Raw genomic sequence first — 26,175 nt, 5'->3', positions numbered from 1 at the left:
AGACATTGGAAAAGCGTGTCTTAAAAACACTTGAATTTGATAAAATCATTCAACAAGTATCAGCACAATGTACGTCCATTGCTGGGCGTGCTCACATAGAACAATTAATACCGTCAACGAGTCTCGAAGAGGTCAGTCGCTTACTGGAAGAGACTGATGAAGGATTGGCGCTATTACGGATACGCGGAAATGTACCGATGGGTGGGATTCATGATATTCGATCTCATGCCAAACGCGCACAAATTGGTGGAATGCTGAGTGCGATGGAACTAGTAGAAATTGCAGACACAATCAGTGCCAGTAGAATTCTTCGTCAATTTTTAGAAGCTGTTACAGCTGAAGATGAGATTTCCATTCCGCATTTAATTGCACGTAAAGAAGCGATGCCCATCCTCACTGCAATCGAGCATGAAGTGAATGCAGCTATCGATGATAATGGTCGAGTAATGGATAGTGCTTCGTCCGCATTACGTTCAATTCGCCAAAGCTTACGTATCCAAGAAAGCCGTGTACGTGAACGTCTTGAAAGTTATACAAGAGGGAAGAATGCATCGAAAATGCTTTCTGACGCAATTGTAACAATGCGTAATGATCGTTACTGTATTCCTGTAAAAGCCGAATATCGCTCTCATTATGGTGGAGTGATTCATGACATGTCTTCATCAGGCCAAACATTATTTATCGAGCCCGATGCAGTTGTTCAGGCGAATAATGAAATTCGCGAGTTGAAAGTCAAGGAGCAAGAGGAAATTGAAAAGATTTTGCTTGCCTTGTCTGCCAGTGTTCAGGAAATCGCACATGAGCTATTCACATTGGTGCAATTATTAGCAGAAGTAGATGTCATCTTAGCGAAAGCCAAATACGGTACTGCAAATAAATGTACCAAGCCAGCTGTGAACGCAGACGGTTATATGCGCCTGTCAAAAGCACGTCATCCTCTCTTGCCGATAGATGAAGCAGTAGCGAATACGATTGAATTCGGTCAGGACATTACGACGATTGTTATTACCGGTCCGAATACGGGTGGTAAGACCGTCACGTTAAAAACGGTTGGACTTTGCACATTGATGGCGCAAGCGGGTCTACCGATTCCAGTACTAGATGGTTCTGAAATTGCCGTCTTTGATTCAATTTATGCCGATATCGGCGATGAGCAGTCGATCGAACAGAGCTTGAGTACATTCTCTTCTCATATGGTCAACATCGTCAATATATTGAAAAAGTTTGATGATCGTTCTCTTTTATTATTCGATGAATTAGGTTCGGGAACGGATCCGCAAGAAGGTGCCGCACTTGCTATTTCAATTCTTGACGAAGTGCATGGGAGTGGCGCACGTGTGATGGCGACTACTCACTACCCAGAACTAAAAGCGTATGGTTTTAACCGTCCTGGTGTAGCCAATGCGAGTGTTGAATTCGATATTGATACGCTAAGTCCGACTTATCGATTACTAATCGGTGTGCCTGGACGTAGTAATGCATTTGAAATTTCAAAACGACTAGGATTGCATAATCATGTGATCGAACGTGCAAAGAGTTTCACAGGAGAAAACCGTGGGGAAGTAGATTCTATGATTGCTTCACTTGAAACGAGCCGTGTGCAATCTGAAAAGGATGCTGAACGGACACACGACATACTCCTAGAAACAGAAAAATTGAAAAAAGAATTACATGATAAATTACAAGAATTTGAAGAACAGAAAGACCGTTTAACAGAAGTAGCCAAAGAGAAAGCGAAAAAGATCGTGGAACAAGCCAAAACTGAATCCGAAGCGGTTATTTCAGACTTACGTGCACTTCGAATGAATGCAGGAGCTAGCGTCAAAGAGCACGAGTTAATTGAAGCCCGAAAACGTTTAGAAGGTGCTGCACCTGAAGAAAAGAAAAAGAAGACTATTAAGGCGCAAGCAGGACCTCGTCCATTACAAACAGGAGACGAAGTGAAAGTATTAGCTTACGGACAAAAAGGAACTCTCGTCGAAAAAGTATCCGATAAAGAATGGAATGTTCAAATCGGAATTTTGAAGATGAAATTACCTGAATCCGGATTGCAATACACCAAGCCTGAAAAAGAAAAGAAACATGTTACGGCTGCTGCAGTGCGTGGTCGTTCCGAACATGTGAAGATGGAGCTCGATTTACGTGGTGAACGATACGAAGACGCGCTAGTACGTACAGAGAAGTATATTGACGATGCGTTGCTATCCAATTACCACCAAGTGAATATCATTCATGGTAAGGGGACAGGTGCACTACGACAAGGTGTCCAGCAATACTTGAAGAAGCATTCGCGAGTAAAGTCGTATCGTTTTGGTGAAGCAGGAGAAGGTGGTAGTGGCGTAACCGTCGTGGAATTAAAATAAATGAAACCTTTCTACCGCTTGGACCGTATGACAAGCAAGAGAACATAAAGAAGGTGCCAAATTATGAATCATACGGGATTTTGGAGTCATCCATTAGTTGAGACAGCGGGCTATTTCAGTGTAGTTACACTGTGCTTGATCGTGTCAATGGTGTTATTTGAAATCGTAACAAAATATAAAAACTGGGAAGAGATTCGTAAAGGGAATTTGTCAGTGGCTATGGCGACAGGCGGAAAGATCTTTGGTGTTGCCAATATTTTCCGCTATTCTATCGAGCAGCACAACAGCTTACCGCAGATGATGGCCTGGGGCTTATACGGTTTCATGCTTCTTGTATTCGCTTATTTACTGTTCGAGTTCCTGACGCCTAAGTTTAAAGTGGACGAGGAGATCCAGGCAGACAATCGCTCCGTCGGCTTCATCTCACTTTGTATTTCCGTAGGTCTGTCATTCGTCATCGGCGCCAGTATTTCATAGGAGATCGTATATTATGGAGAGATTAATTAAGATATTATTGGTAGTCTGTGTACTCTTCGTGCTCGTCGGAGTATACTGGCTCTTCAACAACACACCTTGACCTTGGTCTTGGTGTGTTTTTAGTTTTGGGATTAGAAAATTAAAACCGAACAGTAAATAGTCAATTTGCGAGCGGGAGGTGATGGAAGCTCCAGTTGGGGGACGCTTTCCCATGGGCCCGCGGTGAGCCCTCTAGGAAAGCGTCCCCTCCGTAGCGCTGATCCCTACCCCAACACCCCTCCAAATGAATAAATGCATAATAGTATTCACACTAACATAGATTAAGAGGTATTTAACCAAATAATTAAAGCGCTTTCATATTTATCTTGTAAACTAAATAGTTTATCGATATACTAATGAACAAGGAATGTTCAAACAATTACAATATTGTAAAGGAGTTGTGAAGATGACACAAAAACCTTGGCTTGCTACTTATCCAAAAGAAATCCCAACACATTTGGAATATGAAAATATTCCATTGCAAGACTATTTAACAAGGTCCAGCAAGAAATATGCCAACAAAACGGCAATTCATTTTCTTGGGAAAGACATCTCGTTCAAAGAATTTCATGAGTCTGCGTTGAAATTTGCTACCTATTTGCAAAAACTGGGGGTAGAGAAGGGTGACCGCGTAGCCATCATGCTTCCGAACTGTCCGCAAGGGGCCATTGCGTACTTTGGTATTCTCTATGCAGGTGGAATTGTTGTTCAGACAAACCCACTATATACAGAACACGAACTACATTATCAGCTATCCGATTCGGGTGCAAAAGTTATTATTTCACTTGATATCTTGTTCCCGCGTGTCTCAAAAGCAATGAATGGAACAGCGCTTGAGAATATTATTATAACGGGGATTAAAGATTATCTTCCATTCCCGAAGAATTTAGTCTATCCATTTATTCAGAAGAAGGAACACAAACTCACTGTAAAAGTGGAACATCGTGGTATTCATCATTTATATACTGAAATAATGAAAACGACGAGTGCAGATCCAATCCATGTAAGTTATGAGACAGGCGATATTGCTTTATTGCAATACACTGGGGGGACTACAGGACCACCAAAAGGCGTGGAGTTGACACATTCCAATTTAATCAGCAATACTGAAATGTGTAGTGCGTGGTTGTACAAAACGACAGATGGCGAAGAAACGATTATGGGTATTCTACCATTCTTCCACGTCTATGGAATGACGACTGTACTGATCTTCGCAGTAATGAAGGGTCATAAAATGGTACTGATACCTAAATTCGACTTTAAGACTGCGTTGAAAGATATTGACAAACTCAAACCGACCCTATTTCCAGGAGCACCTACTATTTATATAGGTTTGCTGAATCATCCGGATCTAGAAAAATACGATCTATCTTCTATTAAAGCCTGTATTAGCGGATCGGCTGCTTTACCAATTGAAGTAAAAGAGAAATTCGAAGCGATAACAGGTGGAAAACTGGTAGAAGGGTATGGCTTAACAGAAACATCTCCAGTTGCAATGGCGAACTTTGTGTGGGATGGACTTGAGAAACGTGGCTCTATTGGTGTTCCATGGCCTGACACGGATGCTTGCGTACTAGGACCAGGGGCTACGGAACCGTTGCCAGTTGGAGAAATTGGTGAAATTGCGGTAAAAGGACCTCAAGTCATGACAGGTTATTGGAATAGACCCGATGATACACAAGAGTCTTTCCGTGATGGATGGTTTTTGACTGGAGATCTAGGGTATATGGATGAAGACGGATACTTTTATATAGTGGATCGTAAAAAAGATATGATTATCGCAAGTGGATTTAATGTCTATCCACGTGAGATCGAAGAAGTCCTCTACGAACATCCAGCTATTCAAGAATGTATCGTCGCAGGAGTGCCTGATCCATACCGGGGTGAAACAGTTAAAGCATATATTGTCTTAAAAGAAGGACATTCAGTAACGGAAAAAGAATTAGATACGTATTGCAGAAAACAACTAGCGGCATTTAAAGTTCCAAAGCAATATGATTTCCGTGAAGATCTTCCCAAAACGGCGGTAGGAAAAATTCTACGCAGAACATTAGTAGAAGAAGAACGAAAGAAATTAACAGAAGATAAGAATACATTGAAAAGTTCGTAACAAAATGCTTGACTAAAACTCAAAATAATATTACTATGAAAATATGAATGAATCATCATTCATATTTTCTTTTTTGGTGGTGAAACATAATGAAGCGGACAAAACCTAAATATAAACAAATAGTAGATGCTGCAGTAGTTGTTATTGCGGAAAATGGGTACCACCAAGCGCAAGTCTCGAAAATTGCTAAAGAAGCTGGAGTCGCTGATGGAACGATTTATTTGTATTTTAAAAATAAAGAAGATATTCTTATATCCGTATTCAGGGAAAAAATGGCGATTTTCGTAGAGAATATTAAAGAAATATTAAAAAAAGATCTTCCCATTGCAGGAAAGTTGCAACTGGTTGTAGAAAGTCATTTTAGAGTGCTGCAAGAAGATCCTCACTTAGCGATCGTCACACAATTGGAACTCAGACAGTCAAATAAAGATCTGCGATTCCAAATCAATAATGTGTTGAAAGAATATATGGTTTTGTTGGATACTTTGCTTGAAGAAGGGGTAGAGAAGGGGGAGTTATCTCCTGATCTAGATCTCAGACTAGCAAGACAGATGTTATTTGGCACAATGGATGAGACAATTACCTCTTGGGTGATGAACGAACAGAAGTTTAATTTAGTCAGCTTAGCGCCTAAAGTTAGCGATATGCTACTACATGGCTACAAACAGCAGTAAGCATTGCACTAAAGGAGAGATAGTAGATGACATTGATTAACTTGGAGAAAGACGGTCATGTCGCATTAGCGAAAATTGACCATCCACCCGCGAACGCACTGTCTTCGAAATTGATTGAAGAAGTGGACCAACTGTTAACTAGCGTAGAGCATGACGACGATATTCGTGTTATTGTTCTTTATGGAGAAGGTCGTTTCTTCTCAGCTGGTGCGGATATTAAAGAATTCACTACAGTACACACGGGTGAAGCGTTCACGAATCTATCTAGTAAAGGTCAAGAAGTTTTCGAACGCTTAGAAAACTTCCCTAAACCTGTAATCGCTTCCATTCATGGTGCAGCACTTGGTGGCGGCTTGGAGTTGGCAATGGCTTGCCACATCCGATTGGTAACGAAAAGTGCTAAACTTGGCCTGCCTGAATTGCAACTCGGGCTAATACCTGGATTTGCAGGAACACAGCGTTTGCCACGTTTAGTCGGTGTAGCGAAAGCAACAGAAATCATGTTGACAAGCGATCCGATTTCAGGTGAAGATGCAGTACAATGGGGTCTTGCAAATCATGCGTATTCAGATGAAGACCTTTCAAATGAGACATTGAAGCTTGCGAAAAAGATTTCTCAAAAGAGTCCGATTGCAGTGAAGCATGCATTGCATATGCTTTCTTATTCCAAAGACCAGTCATTCTATGATGGTGTGGAAGCAGAAGCAAAGTCATTCGGAGAAGTATTTGTTTCTGAAGATGCAAAAGAAGGTATTCAAGCGTTTATTGAAAAGCGTCAACCTACATTTACCGGGAAGTAATTATCGAATAGGAGGTTCTATTAATGAACATTTATGCATTAGTAAAAAGAACATTTGATACGGAAGAAAAAATTTCAATCTCAAACGGTGCCATTGCTGAAGATGGTGCAGAATTCATCATCAACCCATACGATGAGTACGCAGTAGAAGAAGCTATTAAACTACGTGACGAACACGGTGGGGAAGTTACTGTATTATCAATCGGTGACGAAGATTCCGAGAAACAATTGCGTACGGCATTGGCAATGGGTGCAGATAAAGCAGTACTCATCAATATTGAAGACGACATTGATGATATTGACGAATATACATCAGCAAAAGTCATTGCAGATTACTTAAAAGACAAAGATGCTGATTTGATTCTAGCGGGTAACGTAGCTATCGACGGCGGTTCAGGACAAGTAGGACCACGTGTAGCAGAATTGCTTGGGATTAACTATGTTACGACAATTACTGAATTAACAATAGACGGAACGAACGCAACAGTTGTACGAGACGTTGAAGGGGATTCAGAAACTATTGAAACATCCCTACCACTTCTAGTTACAGCACAACAAGGTCTGAACGAACCACGTTATCCTTCTTTGCCTGGGATTATGAAAGCAAAGAAGAAACCTCTTGAAGACTTAGAGTTCGATGACCTAGATCTAGAGGAAGATGATGTAGAAGCGAAGACGGAAACAAAGGAAGTCTTCTTACCACCAGCAAAATCAGCGGGGCGTGTACTTGAAGGAGAGCCAGCAGATCAAGCGGCTGAACTTATAAAATTATTGCGTAACGAAGCGAAAGTAATTTAATTCATATAGAGAACCGTAATTAGGAGGGACTACATTATGTCAAAGAAAATGTTGGTTTTAGGTGAAGCACGTGATGGAGAACTACGTAACGTATCATTTGAAACAATTGCAGCAGCAAAAAATATTTCAGGCGGTGGAGAAGTTGTCGCTGTTCTTATTGGCGATCAAGTTCAGTCACTAGGTGAAGAAATGATTCATTATGGAGCGGACCGAGTAGTAACGGTTGAGCACCCGCACTTGAAGTACTACACGCCGGACGGTTTCGGTCAAGCATTCATGGCGGTTTACGAAGAGGAGTCTCCAGACGGCGTAGTTTTCGGTCACACAGCTATGGGTAAAGACTTATCACCCAAAATTGCAAGTAAGCTTGGAACAGGATTGATTTCAGATGTAACGAAAATTGAAGGAGAAGGCGATGATGCAGAATTCATCCGTCCAATCTATTCTGGTAAAGCATTTGAGAAAGTGGAAATTAAAGAAGGTTTACAATTTATCACAATCCGTCCGAACAACATTGAGCCGTTAGCACATGATGCAAGCCGTTCAGGGGACGTAACAGCAAAAACTGTAGATATTACAAATCTTCGTTCTGTTATCAAAGACGTAGTACGTAAATCAACAGAAGGCGTAGATTTATCTGAAGCAAAAGTAATCGTAGCGGGTGGTCGTGGAGTTAAAGGACCAGAAGGATTTGAGCCTTTAAAAGAATTGGCTGATCTTCTAGGCGGTGCGGTTGGTGCTTCACGTGGAGCGTGTGACGCAGATTACTGCGACTATTCACTACAGATTGGTCAAACGGGTAAAGTTGTTACTCCAGACTTGTATATCGCAGCTGGAATTTCTGGAGCAATCCAGCACGTAGCCGGTATGTCCAACTCTAAAGTCATTGTCGCGATCAATAAAGATCCCGAAGCGAACATCTTTAAAATTGCAGACTACGGTATCGTGGGTGACATCTTCGAGATCATTCCGATCATGATTGAAGAAATTAAAAAGATTAAAGTCAGCTAATGTTTCGGTACAGGCATTTTTTTAGCCCCTTCTATACCTCCGTGATATAATACGAATATAGTTAAACACTAAGGAGGAAATAATAATGGCAATTATCAATGCAACTGATTCGAACTTTGCTGAAAACGTAAAAGAAGGCGTAGTACTAGTAGACTTTTGGGCACCTTGGTGTGGACCATGTAAAATGATCGCTCCTGTACTTGAAGAACTTTCAGGTGAATTAGAAGGAAAAGCGAACATTGTAAAAGTAAACGTTGATGACAACCAAGCAACTGCTAGCCAGTTCGGCATCATGTCGATCCCAACACTTCTACTCTTTAAAGATGGAGAAGTAGCTGAGAAGGTAGTAGGCTTCCAACCTAAAGAAGCACTTGCACAACTAGTTGAAAAACACGCATAAATACATTGGACCGGGGCTGCTTTAGCACCCGGTCTTTTAGTAGGTGAAAATAATGAATGAAATTATTGAACATAAACTTTCAATCCTCCCCGAATTACCAGGATGTTATTTAATGAAGGATCGCCAAGGCACCGTCATTTATGTAGGGAAAGCAAAAGTCTTAAAAAATCGTGTTCGCAGTTATTTCACGGGATCTCACGATGGTAAGACCCAGCGATTGGTCGGAGAAATAGAGGATTTTGAATATATTGTCACCAATTCTGAAATTGAAGCCTTGATTCTGGAATTGAACATGATTAAGAAATACGATCCCAAATACAATATTATGCTGAAGGATGATAAAACTTATCCTTACCTGAAAATCACCAATGAAAGACACCCGAAATTGATTATTACTCGTAAAGTAAATAAGAAATCGGGTAAATACTTTGGACCTTACCCAAATGCCACTGCGGCGCATGAGACCAAAAAGTTATTGGATCGACTGTATCCGTATCGTAAGTGTCAAAGTATTCCGACGCGCGCGTGTTTGTACTATCATATTGGACAATGTTTGGCACCTTGTATCAAAGAGGTACCTGCTGAGGCATATACAGAAATGATTACGGACATTACACGATTTCTAAATGGTGGTTATAAGGAAGTCAAAAAAGAACTCCAGCAAAAAATGAATAAAGCAGCTGAAGAGTTGGAGTTTGAACGCGCGAAAGAATATCGTGATCAAATCACAAATATCGAAACCGTTATGGAAAAACAGAATATGAATGCTAACGACTTTACTGACCGGGATATTTTCGGCTATGCGGTTGATAAAGGTTGGATGTGCGTGCAAGTGTTCTTCGTTCGTCAAGGTAAAATGATAGAACGTGATGTATCTATTTTTCCAGCCTATAGAGATCCTGAAGATGAATTACTTACGTATCTGGGTCGTTTCTATGGAGAAGCCCAACATTTATTGCCTAAAGAAGTACTTCTTCCGGAGACCGTTGATTTTGCGTTAGCAGATCAATTGCTCGATACAACGGTGTTAATACCGCAACGTGGAAAGAAAAAAGAACTTGTCAAACTTGCTGCCAAAAATGCGTCTATTGCATTGAATGCCAAGTTCCAAATAATTGAGCGACAAGAAGAACGTACAATTGGTGCTTGTGAAGAACTTGGAGAAGCGATGAATATTAGTACGCCTCTTCGAATAGAAGCATTCGATAACTCTCATACACATGGCGTGGAACCGGTATCCGCGATGATATCATTTGTGGATGGGCGTCCGAATCGTAAAGATTACCGAAAGTATAAAACGAAAACAGCTGCAGCTCACGATGATTATGGTGCTATGCGGGAAGTAGTTAGACGACGTTACGCACGTGTATTAAAAGAAGAATTGCCTTTACCGGATTTGATTGTGATCGATGGTGGGAAAGGGCAAATGGAAATAGCCCGAGAAGTCATTGAAGATGAACTCGGCTTATCGATTCCTATTGCGGGTCTTGCAAAGGATGACAAGCATAATACAGCGCAGTTGCTATACGGTCACCCGCCTGAAATCGTTCCATTGAAGAAGACGAGTGAAGCATTTTATTTATTGCAACGGGTTCAAGATGAAGTTCACCGCTTTGCTATTACGTTTCACAGACAGCGTAGGGGCGCATCATCACTAACATCGTCCTTAGATGGTATTGATGGCATTGGGCCTAAACGTAAGCAACAACTATTGAAGCATTTTAAAACAGTGAAAGCCATACGTGAAGCGACACCCGAGCAATTGAAAGAGTCTGGAATGCCTAAAAAAGTTGCAGATGACTTGATCGCTCACTTCCAAAAACCTGAAGATAGTCAAAAGCCCCTGACTGAGTAGTCAAGGGCTTTTCTATAGTAGAAGACTTTAATCTTCTAAAAACAAAAAATATGTTTCAATTCCGTCACAATTTTTCGGAATAGTCAGACGTTTATTGTCTAGGATGTAAATTGGATCATATTATATATTACTTTCGATTAACAAGTCATGATAACCTGTTTAAAAGAGCGTTACTAAAGGCTTCGTACATTGTCGGCAACTGTCGTATCATGCGGTCAATTATGTGGTAAAACGACATTATTAGAAAAGTCATAATATAGTATAAAAAGTTGACAGCATCTTGACCTGCCCTAAACAGAGGAGTACAATGTACATGTTATCATATTATACCACGAAGAGAGATACTGGTGAATGCGGACCAAATAGAGAATCGCATCATTACAGTATATTCTCAGAAATAAGGGAGGGTAAAAGACTTGTCGAAAGAATCAGATTTTTTCTTACGCCGTCTACACTCGTTGCTTGGAGTTATTCCAGTTGGTCTATTTGTTGCCCAACACTTAGTCATTAACCACTTTGCAACGCGCGGTGAAGAAGCATTCAACACAGCATCTAACTTTATGGGGAACTTACCGTTTGTATTGTTCTTGGAATGGTTTATTATTTATATTCCACTCATGTTCCACGCTTTTTACGGAGTGTACATAGCTTTTTCAGCGAAATACAATGTGGGCCATTACAGTACTTTCCGTAACTGGATGTTCACGCTCCAACGGTTCACAGGCGTATTCCTAGTCATCTTCATTGCATGGCATGTATACGAAACTCGTATTCAAAAAGCGCTTGGAACTGAAGTAGACTTCAACATGATGGCCGATATCTTGTCGAATCCATTTATGCTTGTTTTCTATATCCTAGGTGTCGTTTCTGCTACTTTCCACTTAGCAAACGGACTATGGTCTTTCTGTGTTACTTGGGGAATTGCACAATCACCAAGATCACAACAGATCGTATCTTACATCACAATCGTTATTTTCTTAATACTTTCTGTAATTGGAGTTCAAGCACTTCTAGCATTTGTATAATTAATTAAAACAACTAATGAAATTACGTATAATTGAGGAGTGAAACAATAATGGCAAAAGGCAGATTGATTGTCGTCGGTGGAGGACTAGCTGGACTAATGGCTACCATCAAGTCAGCAGAAGCTGGCGTACCGGTTGACTTGTTTTCGCTAGTTCCAGTAAAACGTTCCCACTCCGTATGTGCCCAAGGTGGCATTAACGGTGCTGTAAACACAAAAGGTGAAGGTGACTCGGTCGACATTCACTTTGATGATACAGTTTACGGTGGAGACTTCCTAGCGAATCAAAAACCAGTACAAGCAATGACGGCAGCAGCTCCTGGAATCATCCACTTATTAGACCGTATGGGTGTTATGTTCAACCGTACACCAGAAGGTTTATTAGATTTCCGTCGTTTCGGTGGTACACTTCACCACCGTACAGCGTATGCGGGTGCAACTACAGGACAACAGTTACTGTATGCTCTTGACGAACAAGTTCGTTCTCATGAGGTAGCAGGACTTGTTCAAAAGTATGAGCACTGGGAGTTCCTTGGAATCATCAAAGACGAAGATGGAACTTGCCGCGGTATCAAAGCTCAAAACATGAAGACAATGGAAATCGAAGCATTCAAAGCGGATGCTGTCATCATGGCAACAGGTGGCCCTGGGATTATCTTTGGTAAGTCTACAAACTCTGTAATCAATACAGGTTCTGCAGCTTCCATCGTTTATCAGCAAGGTGCAAAATATGCAAACGGCGAATTCATTCAGATTCACCCAACAGCAATTCCTGGAGACGACAAACTTCGTCTAATGAGTGAATCTGCTCGTGGTGAAGGTGGACGTATTTGGACATATAAAGATGGTAAGCCTTGGTACTTCTTGGAAGAGAAATATCCAGACTACGGTAACTTAGTTCCACGGGATATCGCAACACGAGAAATCTTCGACGTGTGTGTAAACCAAAAACTAGGTATTAACGGAGAAAACATGGTGTACTTGGATCTTTCCCACAAGGACCCTAAAGAACTGGACATTAAACTTGGTGGAATCATCGAGATTTATGAAAAGTTCACAGGAGATGATCCACGTAAATTGCCAATGAAAATCTTCCCGGCTGTTCACTATTCAATGGGCGGACTATGGGTTGACGATCATCAGCAAACAAGTATCCCTGGTCTATTCGCAGCAGGCGAATGTGACTTCTCACAACACGGTGCAAACCGTTTAGGTGCTAACTCATTGCTATCCGCTATTTACGGTGGTATGGTCGCAGGACCGTACGCAATCGATTACATGAAGCATCTGAAGCGTACTGCTGATGAACTTCCTGCAACGATCTTCGAAGATGCGGTTAAAGAAGAGCAACAGAAATGGGAAGACACTCTTAAGATGGACGGTACAGAAAATGCGTACGTTCTTCACAGAGAGCTTGGCGAATGGATGACTGACAACGTAACGGTTGTTCGTTTCAATGATAAGTTGAAGCAGACAGACGAAAAAATTGTCGAGTTACTTGAGCGCTATGAAAACATTAACATAACAGATACACAACTTTGGTCTAACCAAGGAGCTATGTTTACACGCCAGTTGAAGAACATGCTATATTTAGCACGTGTAATCACATTAGGTGCATTAAATCGTGACGAGAGCCGTGGCGCGCACTATAAGCCAGAATTCCCGAATCGTGATGATGAGAACTTCTTGAAAACAACAATTGCGGAATTTGACGGAGTATCTGCACCAATTATATCTTATGAAGAAGTAGATACTTCTATCATTCCTCCACGTATCCGCGATTACTCAGCGAAGAAAGGAGATTGATAAAAAGTGAGCGAACAACAAACAGCAAGTGCAACTGCAACTGCTACAAAAACTGTCGTGTTTGACATTCAACGTCAAGATAATGCCACTTCAAGTCCTTATACTGAAAGATTTGAAGTTCCATATCGCCCGAATATGAACGTAATCTCGGCTTTAATGGAAATCAGACGTAACCCTGTAAATGCAAAAGGTGAGAAGACTACGCCAATTAACTGGGATATGAACTGTTTGGAAGAGGTTTGTGGAGCATGTTCAATGGTAATCAACGGTCGTCCTCGTCAGTCATGTACTGCATTGGTAGATCAGTTGACACAACCTATTAAACTTGAGCCTATGCGTACATTCCCAGTCGTTCGTGACTTAATTGTTGACCGTGAATTCATGTTTGATTCGTTAAAGCGTATCAAAGCTTGGGTTCCGATTGATGGAACGTACGATCTTGGTGAAGGCCCTCGTATGCCTGAGCGTAAGCGCCAGTGGGCATATGAATTGTCTAAATGTATGACTTGCGGTGTATGTCTAGAAGCTTGTCCGAACGTTAACGACAAGACGAACTTCATGGGACCTGCATTGATGTCACAAGTACGTTTATTTAACGCCCATCCAACGGGTTCAATGAACAAAGATGAGCGTTTGGCTACAGTAATGGGAGACGGCGGAATCACTGAATGTGGTAACGCACAGAACTGTGTAGTGGCTTGTCCTAAAGGAATTCCTTTGACAACTTCTCTTGGTGCAATTGGTAGAGCAACAACGATCCAAATGTTCAAGAACTTCTTCGGAAGTGACCATCAAGTAGATTAATTTCTATAAACTAAGCTGTCCAAGAAGTCGTAAACCTACGACTTCTTGCGACAGCTTTTTTGTTGTTTCTTAATGGATTGGGAGAACGGTGTTGGGGTTGGGGATTAGCACTTCGGAGGGGACGCTTTCCTGAGGGTTCATGATGAGCCGACTGTTCGCTGCGCTCTCTTAGTCGTCTCATCTGTCGAACTGATCCTCCAGGAGTCGTCCCTCCTACGTGCCAATCCCTTGCAGTGTAAGTGGGTGATACTTTTTGTTGTGCATTAAAGAAAGTGTTGTAATGGGTATTGAACTGTAGAACTTGAAACTAAAGAAGTTAAGACAAAACAATAATTCTCACACTACTTACAGTGAGTCATCTAAGTACTAGCATTAATAAAGTAGGATGGAAGCTCCAGCTGGCGGACCCATGAGAAAGCGACCGCCAGCTAGAGCTTCCATACCTGGTACTCACAATCTTACTCGCTATTCTCAAGCACTAGCTAATGAACTTAAACCCGTTCAAACACAGTAACATTTTTTTATGTCATTTGACGTTCATACATATTTTGATATAATGAAAGAATGAATAGTCATTCATTTGTAGAAAAAGGGGGATATGTAAATGAGAGCAAGTTATATCGAAGATGCAGAGCAATGGGAAAAAGGGTTTGAATTTCACGCTGATGTCTCTGTACGATTTTCGGAAACGGATATGTATGGACATCTAAACAACACGAAGGTATTCGCGTACTTTGAATATGCACGCATCGAGTATTTAAAAGACCTGAATCATATGGCGAAATGGTTGGACCCGAAAGGCTTAACAATACCAATCGTCGCGGATTTACAATGCGACTTCGTCAAACAAGTATACTTTGACGAGAAGCTTCGAATCTATGTGAAGGCTAATTCTATGGGCAATAGTTCCGTAGACTTGCACTACATGGCAAAAAATGAACGTAATGAAATTGTCTGTACGGGTAGAGGCGCAATTGTTCAAGTGGGAAGAAAAGACGGTAAACCTGTTGCTTGGACTGAAGAAGAAAAGTTAGTGTTCTTGAAAAACTCTTAAAAGCCTACACAGCCGCCCTTGCGCTTACATATCTTAAGGTGAAAGCGTAAAGAGGAGGGGCGCATCTTGGATGAAATGCAAAACCGTTCTTTATTAACAAACCGGGAACGACAAATTTTCACTTTGCTAGTAGACGATTTTACAACAAAAGAAATTGCTGGACAGCTGACTATTAGTGAGAAAACCGTAAGAAATCATATTTCGAATACGATTCAAAAACTAGGCGTATCAGGCAGAGCACAGGCTATTGTTGAGTTACTACGTTTAGGAGAACTTCAACTGAACTAAAAGTACTCCCCCCTAGGATCATTGTCTAATTTTGTGCAAACCGTGTCGATCACTCTCTCTCTAGCAAAAGATCGCTTGTAAAATTGTTGCGTTCATCAACGAAAACGGTACAATGAAAAGATAGGATTCATTTCAGGGAGCTGATTTTTTTGAATGAACGACAAAACGTATCAATGGATATCGCAAAGATGGAAAAAGATCTGCGTTACATTGCATCCATTATCAAGGAGCAAGGACGAAAAATATTAAAAAACTCTACGATTACACCTCCTCAATTTAGAGCTTTACAATGGCTGCTGGAATATGGGGATATGACAATCGGCGATCTATCTAATAAAATGTTCTTGGCTTTTAGTACAACGACTGATTTAGTAGACCGAATGGAAAATAATCAACTAGTAAAGCGAGTGCGAGATGAAAACGATCGTCGTGTTGTTCGCGTTCATTTATTACCTGAAGGTATACGTATCATTGAAGAGGTTATACAGAAGAGACAAGAGTATTTACAGGATGTCCTTGTGAACTCAGATGAACAAGAAATTCAGCAGTTTTCAGGATTGCTAGCTAAATTGCACGAACAGATGATAAGAGATTGAGGGATTACATTGAATGCACCTATTGGAGTAATTGATTCAGGAGTCGGCGGGCTTACAGTAGTTAGAGAGTTACGCAAATATTTGCCGAATGAACCTATAATTTATATCGGCGATGATGCACGTTGTCCGTATGGTCCTCGGCCTGCGGAAGAAGTGTTGCGATTTACGATGGACATGGTAAATAGTTTAGCGCAAATGGGTATAAAAATGCTCGTTATTGCGTGTAACACTGCGACTGCTATTGCGCTTGAAGAAGTACGAAAACAATTTGACTTTCCTGTGGTTGGAGTTATTCAACCGGGGGCCAGAGCCGCTGTTAACGCATCGCAAACAGGTGAAATCGCTGTGCTTGGTACAATAGGCACCGTGAAGAGTAAAGCATATGAAGAAGCAATACATGAGCTGAGACCACAAGCAATTGTTCATTCGCTTGCGTGTCCGGAATTTGTACCAATCGTAGAGAGTGGAGAATATCGTACACAGGCGGCAAGAGATATTGTAGATCAGACATTATTGCCTTTGCACAGCCATTCGTTTGATTCTGTTATACTTGGTTGTACGCATTATCCATTATTACAAGATCATATTGAAGCCCATTTCTCTCATCAAAAAAATGTTATTTCTTCAGCAGTGGAGACTGTGATTGACGTGGAGCGTATTCTTGAAGCGGCGAATATGCTGTCTGTTTCAGCTGAAGAGCCTATATTTTATACAACAGGCTCGATGGATAAGTTTCAAGTCATTGTTGAAGATTGGCTTTCCATTCCTCAACCTGACGTACGCTTATTAACGTTTTAAAATAGAAGGCAGGACTCGAAAACAGTACGTTGTTTTCGGGTTTTTTGTTGTGTTTATGGTAAGATAGGTTGAATGTAGACTTGATGAACTGGTCACAACAAATATATGAACCATAACGGAGGAAAGCGCATGAGACATGATGGAAGAGCTACAGAAGATATTCGTACAGTAACAATTGAGAAAGATTATTTGATTCACCCAGAAGGTTCCGTACTGATTTCAGTTGGAAATACAAAAGTGATTTGTACAGCGACGATTGAGGATCGAGTGCCGCCATTTATGCGTAATAGTGGAAAGGGCTGGATTTCTGCTGAGTATTCCATGTTGCCGCGTGCTACAGGGCAACGAACAATTCGTGAATCATCCCGTGGTAAAGTCGGCGGTCGTACAATGGAAATACAGCGTTTGATTGGACGGGCTTTACGCGCGGTAGTTGATTTAGATGCTATTGGTGAGCGTACGATTTGGATCGACTGTGATGTTATTCAAGCAGATGGAGGAACACGTACATCTTCTATTACAGGTGCATTCGTTGCATTGGTCATTGCTGCGAATAAATTACAAATCGAAAAGAATCTGCCCGTATTCCCAGTTCGTGACTTCCTTGCTGCTACAAGCGTAGGGAAACTGGCTGACGGTCAATTGATCACAGATCTGGACTACGTAGAAGATTCTTCAGCTGACGTCGATATGAATGTGGTAATGACGGGACAAGGGCAATTCGTGGAACTGCAAGGGACAGGCGAAGAAGCTACTTTTTCTCGCGCAGAAATGAATGATTTATTGACGCTGGCTGAATCGGGAATTGAACAATTGATTGCGATTCAAAAAGAAGTGTTAGGTGAATTGGCGGATAAGATTGGACAACAGGCAGGCGAAGTGCAATGAAAGAAGTGTTAATTGCAACGAATAATAGAGGTAAGGCGAAAGATTTTGAAGTTCTCTTTCGCCCTTTAGGTATCACTGTACTGACATTGCAAGATATAGAAGAATCAATTGATGTAGAAGAAACGGGTACCACTTTCGTTGAAAATGCCGTTCTAAAAGCGGAGACTGTTGCAAATTTACTAGGAAAAGTAGTAATTGCAGATGACAGTGGACTAGAAGTTGATGCACTCAATGGTGAACCGGGTGTCTACTCTGCGCGCTATGCAGGCGAGCCTTCGGACGATGAAGCGAATATCGATAAGTTGTTAGCTAAACTTGTTGAAGTGCCTGAAACGGCGCGTCAAGCTCGTTTTCGGTGCGTTCTGGCGATTACGGGTCCTAATATCGAGACAACTACTTATTCCGGCAGTTGCGAGGGCGTCATTACTGATCAACGTCAAGGAACGAATGGATTCGGTTATGATCCAATATTTTATGTACCTAATAAAGAAAAGACGATGGCCGAATTATCTGCAGAAGAGAAAAGTGCCATCTCTCATCGCGGTGCGGCATTAGCTCAGCTAAAAGATCAGCTACCAGAATTTATCACGAGGTTAGGTGAAATAAAATGAAGTTAATTGTTTTAAGTGATTCACATGGCGACGTAAATACAGTGAAGCAGATTAAATCATTGCAAGCAGACGCCATATTCCATTGTGGCGACAGTGAGTTATCGGCAGAAGATCCATTGCTTAATGGAGTTCATATTGTTCGTGGTAACTGTGACGGTGATGATCAGTTTCCAGCAACCATTGTACAGAAAGTGGGCGATGAGACTATATTCATCGTCCACGGCCATGAGCACAACGTCAAGCGTTCTATGCTCACTCTTTCTTACGCAGCAGATGAACAACAAGCAACCATTGCTTTATTCGGACATTCCCATTTATATGGCGCAGAGATGATCAACGATGTATTGTTTGTTAATCCGGGAAGCACGACTCAACCACGTGGCGGCAGGGTAGCGACATACGCCGTCATCGAAATAGCTGATGCGTATACCGTGAGTTTTTATAGCATGAACCACGACTTAATAGACCAAATTATATTAAATAAATAGTTTTATGAAATAGTGTTGACTTCTCTTTGTATTATGCATATAATAGTTCTTGTGCCTGTGGTTGCAGGTGTTTGTCTCAGTAGCTCAGCTGGATAGAGCAATGCCCTTCTAAGGCATCGGTCGGGGGTTCGAATCCCTCCTGGGACGTCATGAAAAATGTATTGGAAGATAATATAAAAAGCGCTGTAAACGTTGAAAAATGACGTTCGCAGCGCTTTTTATTGTGAGGTAAAACAGCAATTAGTATTTTTGAAATTTAACCACGCGGGCATTGCTGTCCATAATCCCCATATAGATTTTACTTTTGAACATGTTTATGCTTACAAACTTCATTGTGTAAAAGAATTGGGGAGTTAGGCAACCCAGCTATTTAGATGAAAACGATGACAAGGAGCCTATCCCTTTGTCACCGTTTAATATAACGGTAAATGTTCCCCGCCAGCTGAATGTTAAATAATTGCTGGCCATCAGTCAGATCGGCTGAAAGAATTTCTTCAATTCGTTTCAGGCGGTAGTTCAGTGTGTTGGTGTGGACGTGAAGGGCGACAGCGGTTCGTTTGATGTTTTGATTTTGACGAAAATAGGTAAGTAATGTTTGCAACAAGTCCCCTTTGCGGGTTTGTTCATATTGAATAAGCGAGCCGATGACTTCGTGGACGAAATCCAGTAGTTCTTCTTCTGAATTTTGTAAGATGAAGCGCTGGATACCGAGATCTGTGTAGGACAGGGCACGTTCTTCGAAATGGTAGCTTTTCATGAATGTGATGCATTTTTCAGCTTCATTAAATGATTCATGGGCGGCGGCAAGGTTTGATTTCATTCTGCCGATGCCGATAGTGATGTCGAGTTCGCTGTATGTTTTTTCGATTTCCTGTTGCAAGTGTAAGGCGAGTCGTTTAATATCGCCTACTTGGTTTGTTGCCTGCAGTTTAGCAGGGTAGGAGAATAAGGCACCAAGTTTGTTGTGATCGATGAGCGCGGCATCTTGCGAGTTTTTTCCTAGGAAGTATTTGTTCGTCATTTGCAGCAGATTGTTGATGACGTTTTCGCTGATAGCACCGTGCTGCAATTTGTCTTTGTTTTCGACGTTAACACTGACGGCGATGTAGTTGCGGTTCAAGTCGAATTGTAGATTTTTTGCCTGCTTTCTTAATGTTTCATCCATTGCCTGACCGGATAAAATTTTTATCATGAATTCGCTCTGTAGACGCTGCTGTGTTTCAGAGACAGTTTGTACTTTGACTAGCTCGAGCATGATAACAGTGCAGATGTGTTCGAGCGCGTTGATTTCGGCTTGTCCGATTGGATCTTTTGAGACGATGATGAGCGTGCCAAGCGTCTTCATTTTCGATTGTAACGATAGCGCGATAAATTGATAGTTTTCGCGGCCTAGCGTGATTTCAGAGACGCTGTACGGGCTGCCGGGCGACTGCTCGTTCTGTTTCGCAAAACGTTGCGCCTCGCTTTTCATCTCTTCTGTAACAGGCGTGCGGCAGGCAGAAGCGGTCAATTCGCCTATTTCATCGAATAAGAAAATATGCTCGCCAATTGTTTCGTAAATATAGTCGATAATGGATTGTATTCCTTCTCCGTTGACGACGAGATTGGCAATGTTGCGCTGTGTTTCAATCGAGCGCGACAGCTGCTGAACGGTCTTTTTTTCTTCATAATATATATTCGACTTTTCGAGCGCAATGGCGGCTTGTTGTGCGATCGCCTCTAACAGCTGCATATCCTCTTTTTTGAAATTTAGCGATTTATCGAATGAATCAAGCGTAATGACGCCTATGCATGTTCCTTTCAATAAAATTGGCGATGAAATGATCGAAGTGAAATGGAAATTACCAGGAATCGATTCGTCGAGCAACGTTCGGTTGCCAGGAGTGAGTGTATCGAGCGCCTGTTTGATTTCTTCTTCATTTTTAAACACTAACCCTTTTTCCGCTTGAAATGTCATGCCTGTCATAGATTCACCGTTGCTTAATTCAATCGATTTAAAGATTTGTGGATAAAACAAGCCATGCGCGGATTTGGCCATCAAGCGCTGTTTCTGCTGGTCGAAAACCCAGATTGAACCGCCTCCTGCTGCGTCTACTGCAGAAATTGCTTCACCAATTATCAAGTCGAAAATCGTCTCAATTTCTAATGAAGAGTTAATAACAGTGGAAACATGTACGAGAGATTTGAGCTGACGGTGAGTTAACGTGTCTTGCATAATCTATCATCCTAACCTTATAGTATTTATATTTTTTGTGTAAAACACACAAATTCTTTCAGAAGATCATACATAGAATTGATTTTTCTTATTGTTTATAATTATAAGTGAACTGGAAATAAAATGAAAGCTGGTCTATTGAAAGTATACGTATAGATGAAAGCGTTTGCAATTTAAGCATTAGCAAAACAATGTGTGGCAATGAAAGAATGGAGGGTATTGGATATGAATTTTGATTTGACAGATGAACAACAAATGGTGCGTAAGCTCGTTCGCGAGTTTGCGGAAGCCGAAGTGGCACCGGGAGCGGATGAGCGCGATCGTACAGGAGAATTCCCTAAAGAGATTTTTGAAAAGTTTTCGGAGCTTGGCTTGATGGGACTGCCTTTCTCGGAAGAATATAGCGGTGGCGGAGCGGATACGACGAGTTTTGCGATTGTTACAGAAGAATTGAGCCGTGTCTGCGCTTCGACAGGCATCACGTATTCTGCGCATATTTCACTTGGCGGAGCGCCACTTCATTTATTCGGCACACCGGAGCAAAAAGAGAAATATCTCACGCCGATTTGTACGGGCGAATCGTTCGGGGCGTTTGGATTGACTGAACCGAATGCTGGGTCCGATGCAGGCGGTACAGAAACGACAGCTGTACTTGAAGGCGATGAGTGGGTCATTAACGGTTCGAAATGTTTCATTACGAACGCGAGTTATGCGAAACATCTTGCCGTTACGGCGATTACAGACCGTTCGAAAGGAACGAACGGTATTAGTGCATTTATCGTGCCAACTGATGCGCCAGGATTTACAGTTATCGCAAACTACGAAAAGATGGGACTTCATTCTTCCAACACGACGGAATTGATTTTGGAGAATGTTCGTGTGCCAAAAGAAAACCTTCTTGGCGAAATTGGAAACGGTTACAAACAATTTTTGGCGACGCTTGACGGCGGACGCATTGGCATCGCCGCGATGGGTGTGGGCATCGCACAGGGAGCGTACGAGAAGGCGTTAAATTACGCGCAGGAACGAAAGCAGTTTGGTAGAAGCATTTCGAACTTCCAGGCGATTCAGTTCAAACTCGCGGATATGGCGATGAATATCGAACTGGCACGCAATATGGTGTATAAAGCTGCTTGGCTGAAAGATCAAGGTCGTGCTTTCAAAAAAGAAGCGGCATTTGCAAAGTTATTCGCCTCTGAAATGTGCATGCGGGTCTGCGATCAAGCAGTGCAGGTTCACGGTGGCTATGGCTATATTAAAGAATACCAAGTCGAGCGTTTCTTCCGCGATGCGAAACTTTTAGAAATCGGTGAAGGCACGTCAGAAGTTCAGCGCATGGTCATTGCAAAACAGATCGGCTGCTGATTTGTGAAAAATTTTTTATGAATTAACAAAGGGGCGATTGAATGGATATTGAACGAGTTTTACAATTAGCGGCAAATAGTAAACTTATTTATCCTAGTGAAGAAAAGGCGCGCTCGACATCGATCGGCAGCGCAGAAGCTTTCCAAGAACTTCTCCGGCAGTCCCAAGAAGATCCGGCTGCATTTTGGGATCAGCAGGCCCGTGAGCTCGAATGGTATGAACCGTGGACAGAGACGATCAGCGGCACACTCCCTGATTTCAAGTTTTTCGTTGATGGTATTACGAATCCGAGTATCAATTTACTCGACCGACATATTCAAAATGGTGCTGGTAACCGGACAGCGCTCATTTGGGAAAGTGAGAACGGCGATTCGAAATTTTACACGTATTCGATGCTTCTTGCGGAAGTGAACCGTTTTTCCAATGTGCTTCGGTCATTTGGCGTGAAAAAAGGTGATTGTGTTGCGATTTATCTGCCGAACTTAGCGGAGTCAGTCATAGCGGTGCTCGCTTGTTTCCGTGTCGGGGCGATCTATAACGCAGTCTTTTCTGGTTATTCTGAGCGCTCTTTATCCGATCGGCTAGCAAGCTTTGAACCGAAAGTCATCGTCACGGCAGATGCGACAATACGCCGAGGCAAAGAAATTCGCTTGAAAGAAAAAGTCGATCAAGTGGTGCCGTCTACTCCTTCAGTTGAAGCAGTCATCGTTGTCAATCGTATGGGCATTGATATCGATATGCAAGAAGGCCGGGATTACTGGTGGCATGAGTTGACGCAAAAAGCGAGCATCCATTGCGAACCCGAACGCCTTGAAGCAAATGAAAGCGGCATAGTTTTCTATACGAGTGGCACAACAGGCAAGCCGAAAGGGATCGTGCATTCAGGGACTGCATTTGTAGTGCAGAACTATGTATACGCAAAATATCATCTCGACCATCGCGATGACGACGTGTTTTGGTGTACAGCTGATATCGGCTGGTTGACGATGCATATTTGGGGTATCGTCGGATCTCTTGCGAACGGCGTCACGACAGTCGTTTACGAAGGAGCAATTGATTATCCAGAGAAGACACGTTTTTATGAAATCATTGAAAAATATCGTGTCAATAAACTATTTACCGCTCCAACAGCGTTGCGTATGTTGAAAAGCATGGGCGAGAAGCCGATGGAGCAGTTTGATTTAACATGTCTTGACGTGATCGCACTCGTCGGCGAGCCGTTCGATGCGGAGACATGGCACTGGACATATGAAGTGCTTGGCAAGAAAAAAGTTTATATTAACAACACGTGGGGGCAGACCGAAACAGCGGGCTCACCGATTGCAGGAGCAGCATGGCTGACGCCGATGAAACCCGGCTCTTCCGGCTCACCATTTTTAGGCGCAGTGTTGGATGTCGTCAATGAAGCGGGCGAACCCGTGAAAGCCGGACAGCTCGGCAACTTGATCATTAAACAGCCGTTTCCGATGCTGTGCCGGACGATTTGGAGAGAGCCAGAACGTTACTACGGTTCATACTACAGCCAAGTCGATGGAAGCTACTATGCAAGCGATCTCGCGCTGATCGATGAAGATGGCTATATTTGGGTGGTTGGCCGTTCCGACGATGCGTTCAACGTTGCAGGTCACCGTTTGAGCACGATGGAAATGGAAAGTGCCGTGCTTGAATGTGCAGGCGTAGCGGAATGCGCGGTCATTGGTGTGCCGGATGAAATTAAAGGAGAAGTGCCTTTCGTTTTTGTCCGCCTTTCTGAAGATGTAGCAGATGGGCGAGAAGTTGTAGAGCGGATTAAAGAAAACATCATCCGCCAGATCGGAAAAATAGCCCAGCCGAAAGAAATCGTTGTAACTGACTCTCTGCCAAAAACAGTGAGTGGGAAAATTATGCGCCGTTTAATTAAAGAAATCGTTACGACAGGCAGTGTCGCAGGCGATGTGACGGGGCTTGAAGATCCGTCGACAGTTGCGGAACTTCAGAGTGTCATGGAAGCAAAACCTGCGGGACAAATAAAATGAACAGTGGAGCGGGTCTCTTTACAGCTAGCCTCCTCTTTTCCTAAATTGTTGCACATAAAAGCTAGACTACATGATTAATTGAAAGGGTGAACATCATGTTTAAGAAAATTTTGATTGCGAATCGCGGGGAAATAGCGGCCCGTGTCATGCGTACATGCAAAGTTCTAGGCATTCAAACGGTTGGAGTTTATTCGGAAGCGGATGCGGAAGCTGTCCACGTTAAGCAGGCGGATGAAGCATATTTGCTCGGAGGACCGCGTGTAACGGAAAGCTATATGAAAATCGATAAAATTTTAGAAGCAGCACATAAATCAAAAGCAGAAGCGATCCATCCAGGCTATGGTCTGCTTTCTGAAAATGCGGAATTTGCGCGACGTTGCGAAGAAGAAGGATTCGTGTTCATTGGGCCTTCACCTGAAGTTATTTCTGAAATGGGCAGCAAAATTGCTTCACGCAAGGCGATGGAAAAAGCCGGTGTTCCAGTCGTACCAGGTGTCACCCGTTCGCTAGCAGACGCGGAAGAAGCAATCGAAGTGGCGGATAGTATTGGCTACCCAGTTATGCTGAAGGCATCTGCAGGTGGTGGCGGAATCGGTATGCAAGTCGTCTACGGCGCTGACGAAATAAGCAAAGCGTTCGAAGGCAATAAAAAACGAGCTACTGATTTCTTCGGAGATGGTGCAATGTATATTGAAAAATTCGTTGAAAAACCACGCCATATTGAAATTCAGATTTTAGCGGACAATGAAGGAAATACAGTGTACTTATGGGAGCGCGAATGCTCAATCCAGCGCCGCCACCAAAAAGTCGTGGAAGAAGCACCGTCATCATTCATTTCGGAAGAGACGCGAAGAAAAATGGGCGAAGCGGCGGTTAAAGCAGCTAAGTCCATCGGCTATAAAAATGCCGGAACAATCGAGTTTTTAGTCGATGCAGATCAAAACTTCTATTTTCTTGAAATGAATACAAGGCTGCAAGTCGAGCACCCGATTACGGAAGAAATTACTGGGCTTGACTTAGTAAAAGAGCAGTTGGATATTGCAGCTGGGAAAACACTTTCATTTGGGCAGACAGACGTTAAACGTGACGGGCACGCAATTGAAGTGCGAATTTACGCCGAAGATCCGAAAACATTTTTCCCTTCGCCGGGAACGATCACGAAACTGAAGCTACCAGAAGGAACAGGCATCCGCCACGAATTGGCAGTTCACGGTGAGTCAGTCGTCACACCATTTTACGACCCAATGATCGCGAAACTCGTAGTCAAAGGCAAAGACCGGGACGAAGCAATCGAACGACTGCAAGAAGCGCTTTCGAATTACCATATAGAAGGTATAAAGACGAATATTCCTATGCTTCAGGAAGTAGCAGCGCATGAAGCATTCCGTTTGGGAGATACGACGACCGAATTCGTGGAAAAATATTTGGCGAAGAAAAAACAAAAGCAGACGAAATGACTTTGGGAGGAATTAGTATGACTGAAATTACAGCAAGCATGGCAGGAAGCGTTTGGAAAGTACTCGTCAAAGTAGGAGACGAAGTAGAAGAAGACCAAGACATTGCAATCTTGGAATCGATGAAAATGGAAATACCGATTGCTACTGATTTTGATGGAGTCGTAAAAGAGGTAAAAGTGAACGAAGGCGAATTCGTCAACGAAGGAGACGTCATCGCAATCATTGAATAATTCCTGTAGA

General features: G+C 42.4%; 24 protein-coding genes and 1 tRNA gene. 24 read left to right on the top strand and 1 reads right to left on the bottom strand.

The window, feature by feature from the left end:
* The first annotated feature begins 5 nt into the window (after window positions 1-5).
* The 20 genes from SporoP32a_RS02580 (at window position 6) to SporoP32a_RS02480 (ending at window position 19,030) form a co-directional block, all read left to right on the top strand.
* Window positions 6-2,363, top strand: coding sequence for an endonuclease MutS2 (locus SporoP32a_RS02580; protein ID WP_085426488.1), 2,358 nt, complete (start codon window positions 6-8; stop codon window positions 2,361-2,363).
* A gap of 63 nt (window positions 2,364-2,426) precedes the next feature.
* Window positions 2,427-2,840: a DUF350 domain-containing protein gene (locus tag SporoP32a_RS02575; RefSeq protein ID WP_085426487.1), complete on the top strand. Its 414-nt coding sequence runs from the start codon at window positions 2,427-2,429 to the stop codon at window positions 2,838-2,840.
* Window positions 2,841-3,285: 445 nt separating this feature from the next.
* Entirely contained in the window at window positions 3,286-4,989 is a 1,704-nt protein-coding gene (locus SporoP32a_RS02565) for a long-chain-fatty-acid--CoA ligase (protein WP_085426485.1), read from the top strand.
* Between the two features lie 89 nt (window positions 4,990-5,078).
* On the top strand, window positions 5,079-5,663 hold the full coding sequence (locus SporoP32a_RS02560) for a fatty acid metabolism transcriptional regulator FadR (RefSeq protein ID WP_085426484.1): 585 nt from the start codon (window positions 5,079-5,081) through the stop codon (window positions 5,661-5,663).
* A 26-nt stretch (window positions 5,664-5,689) separates the two neighbouring features.
* Window positions 5,690-6,463: an enoyl-CoA hydratase gene (locus SporoP32a_RS02555; protein ID WP_085426483.1), complete on the top strand. Its 774-nt coding sequence runs from the start codon at window positions 5,690-5,692 to the stop codon at window positions 6,461-6,463.
* Between the two features lie 23 nt (window positions 6,464-6,486).
* A complete protein-coding gene (locus SporoP32a_RS02550) occupies window positions 6,487-7,260 on the top strand; it encodes an electron transfer flavoprotein subunit beta/FixA family protein (protein WP_085426482.1) in 774 nt (257 codons plus the stop codon).
* Window positions 7,261-7,296: 36 nt separating this feature from the next.
* Window positions 7,297-8,271 (top strand): electron transfer flavoprotein subunit alpha/FixB family protein, encoded by a 975-nt coding sequence (locus SporoP32a_RS02545; RefSeq protein ID WP_085426481.1) that lies wholly within the window; start codon window positions 7,297-7,299, stop codon window positions 8,269-8,271.
* A gap of 85 nt (window positions 8,272-8,356) precedes the next feature.
* Window positions 8,357-8,671 carry a thioredoxin gene (gene trxA, locus SporoP32a_RS02540; RefSeq protein WP_029052960.1) on the top strand — a complete coding sequence of 105 codons (315 nt, stop codon included), beginning with the start codon at window positions 8,357-8,359 and terminating at the stop codon, window positions 8,669-8,671.
* 52 nt (window positions 8,672-8,723) lie between these two features.
* Window positions 8,724-10,526 (top strand): excinuclease ABC subunit UvrC, encoded by a 1,803-nt coding sequence (gene uvrC / locus SporoP32a_RS02535; protein WP_085426480.1) that lies wholly within the window; start codon window positions 8,724-8,726, stop codon window positions 10,524-10,526.
* A 416-nt stretch (window positions 10,527-10,942) separates the two neighbouring features.
* Window positions 10,943-11,551, top strand: coding sequence for a succinate dehydrogenase cytochrome b558 subunit (locus SporoP32a_RS02530; protein ID WP_085426479.1), 609 nt, complete (start codon window positions 10,943-10,945; stop codon window positions 11,549-11,551).
* A 50-nt stretch (window positions 11,552-11,601) separates the two neighbouring features.
* The gene (sdhA, locus tag SporoP32a_RS02525) at window positions 11,602-13,356 is read left to right on the top strand and encodes a succinate dehydrogenase flavoprotein subunit (protein WP_085426478.1); all 1,755 of its coding nucleotides are present in this window, start codon (window positions 11,602-11,604) and stop codon (window positions 13,354-13,356) included.
* Between the two features lie 6 nt (window positions 13,357-13,362).
* Entirely contained in the window at window positions 13,363-14,160 is a 798-nt protein-coding gene (sdhB, locus tag SporoP32a_RS02520) for a succinate dehydrogenase iron-sulfur subunit (RefSeq protein ID WP_085426477.1), read from the top strand.
* 604 nt (window positions 14,161-14,764) lie between these two features.
* A complete protein-coding gene (locus tag SporoP32a_RS02515) occupies window positions 14,765-15,214 on the top strand; it encodes an acyl-CoA thioesterase (protein WP_085426476.1) in 450 nt (149 codons plus the stop codon).
* A 75-nt stretch (window positions 15,215-15,289) separates the two neighbouring features.
* Window positions 15,290-15,502, top strand: a complete 213-nt coding sequence (locus tag SporoP32a_RS02510) for a helix-turn-helix domain-containing protein (protein WP_085428963.1) — start codon at window positions 15,290-15,292, stop codon at window positions 15,500-15,502.
* Between the two features lie 173 nt (window positions 15,503-15,675).
* Window positions 15,676-16,098, top strand: coding sequence for a MarR family winged helix-turn-helix transcriptional regulator (locus SporoP32a_RS02505; RefSeq protein ID WP_085428962.1), 423 nt, complete (start codon window positions 15,676-15,678; stop codon window positions 16,096-16,098).
* A 9-nt stretch (window positions 16,099-16,107) separates the two neighbouring features.
* A complete protein-coding gene (gene racE / locus SporoP32a_RS02500) occupies window positions 16,108-16,896 on the top strand; it encodes a glutamate racemase (RefSeq protein WP_085426475.1) in 789 nt (262 codons plus the stop codon).
* Window positions 16,897-17,025: 129 nt separating this feature from the next.
* Window positions 17,026-17,784, top strand: a complete 759-nt coding sequence (gene rph, locus SporoP32a_RS02495) for a ribonuclease PH (RefSeq protein WP_085426474.1) — start codon at window positions 17,026-17,028, stop codon at window positions 17,782-17,784.
* Window positions 17,781-18,395: an XTP/dITP diphosphatase gene (locus tag SporoP32a_RS02490; RefSeq protein WP_085426473.1), complete on the top strand. Its 615-nt coding sequence runs from the start codon at window positions 17,781-17,783 to the stop codon at window positions 18,393-18,395. The genes rph and SporoP32a_RS02490 overlap by 4 nt, the downstream gene beginning before the upstream one ends.
* A complete protein-coding gene (locus SporoP32a_RS02485) occupies window positions 18,392-18,883 on the top strand; it encodes a metallophosphoesterase (protein ID WP_085426472.1) in 492 nt (163 codons plus the stop codon). The genes SporoP32a_RS02490 and SporoP32a_RS02485 overlap by 4 nt, the downstream gene beginning before the upstream one ends.
* A gap of 73 nt (window positions 18,884-18,956) precedes the next feature.
* Window positions 18,957-19,030: transfer RNA gene (locus SporoP32a_RS02480), tRNA-Arg, on the top strand.
* 259 nt (window positions 19,031-19,289) lie between these two features.
* Here SporoP32a_RS02480 and SporoP32a_RS02475 read toward each other — a convergent pair.
* Window positions 19,290-21,098, bottom strand: coding sequence for a helix-turn-helix domain-containing protein (locus SporoP32a_RS02475; protein ID WP_085426471.1), 1,809 nt, complete (start codon window positions 21,096-21,098; stop codon window positions 19,290-19,292).
* Window positions 21,099-21,323: 225 nt separating this feature from the next.
* On the opposite strand from SporoP32a_RS02475, the gene SporoP32a_RS02470 reads away from it, so the two are divergent.
* The 4 genes from SporoP32a_RS02470 to SporoP32a_RS02455 all read left to right on the top strand — a co-directional run bounded on the left by SporoP32a_RS02470 (window position 21,324) and on the right by SporoP32a_RS02455 (window position 26,165).
* The gene (locus SporoP32a_RS02470) at window positions 21,324-22,463 is read left to right on the top strand and encodes an acyl-CoA dehydrogenase (RefSeq protein WP_085426470.1); all 1,140 of its coding nucleotides are present in this window, start codon (window positions 21,324-21,326) and stop codon (window positions 22,461-22,463) included.
* 41 nt (window positions 22,464-22,504) lie between these two features.
* On the top strand, window positions 22,505-24,478 hold the full coding sequence (locus tag SporoP32a_RS02465) for an acetate--CoA ligase (protein ID WP_085426469.1): 1,974 nt from the start codon (window positions 22,505-22,507) through the stop codon (window positions 24,476-24,478).
* Window positions 24,479-24,573: 95 nt separating this feature from the next.
* Window positions 24,574-25,935 (top strand): acetyl-CoA carboxylase biotin carboxylase subunit, encoded by a 1,362-nt coding sequence (locus tag SporoP32a_RS02460; RefSeq protein ID WP_085426468.1) that lies wholly within the window; start codon window positions 24,574-24,576, stop codon window positions 25,933-25,935.
* A 17-nt stretch (window positions 25,936-25,952) separates the two neighbouring features.
* Complete coding sequence (locus tag SporoP32a_RS02455) at window positions 25,953-26,165, top strand: acetyl-CoA carboxylase biotin carboxyl carrier protein subunit (protein WP_198166208.1); 213 nt, start codon at window positions 25,953-25,955, stop codon at window positions 26,163-26,165.
* The last annotated feature ends 10 nt before the right edge of the window (window positions 26,166-26,175 follow it).

Origin of the sequence: Sporosarcina ureae (assembly GCF_002109325.1) — a bacterium.
GTDB classification, from domain to species: Bacteria; Bacillota; Bacilli; order Bacillales_A; family Planococcaceae; genus Sporosarcina; species Sporosarcina ureae_C.
The sequence above is the reverse complement of the archived record's forward strand: the minus strand, read 5'-3'. Positions and strand labels throughout refer to the sequence as shown.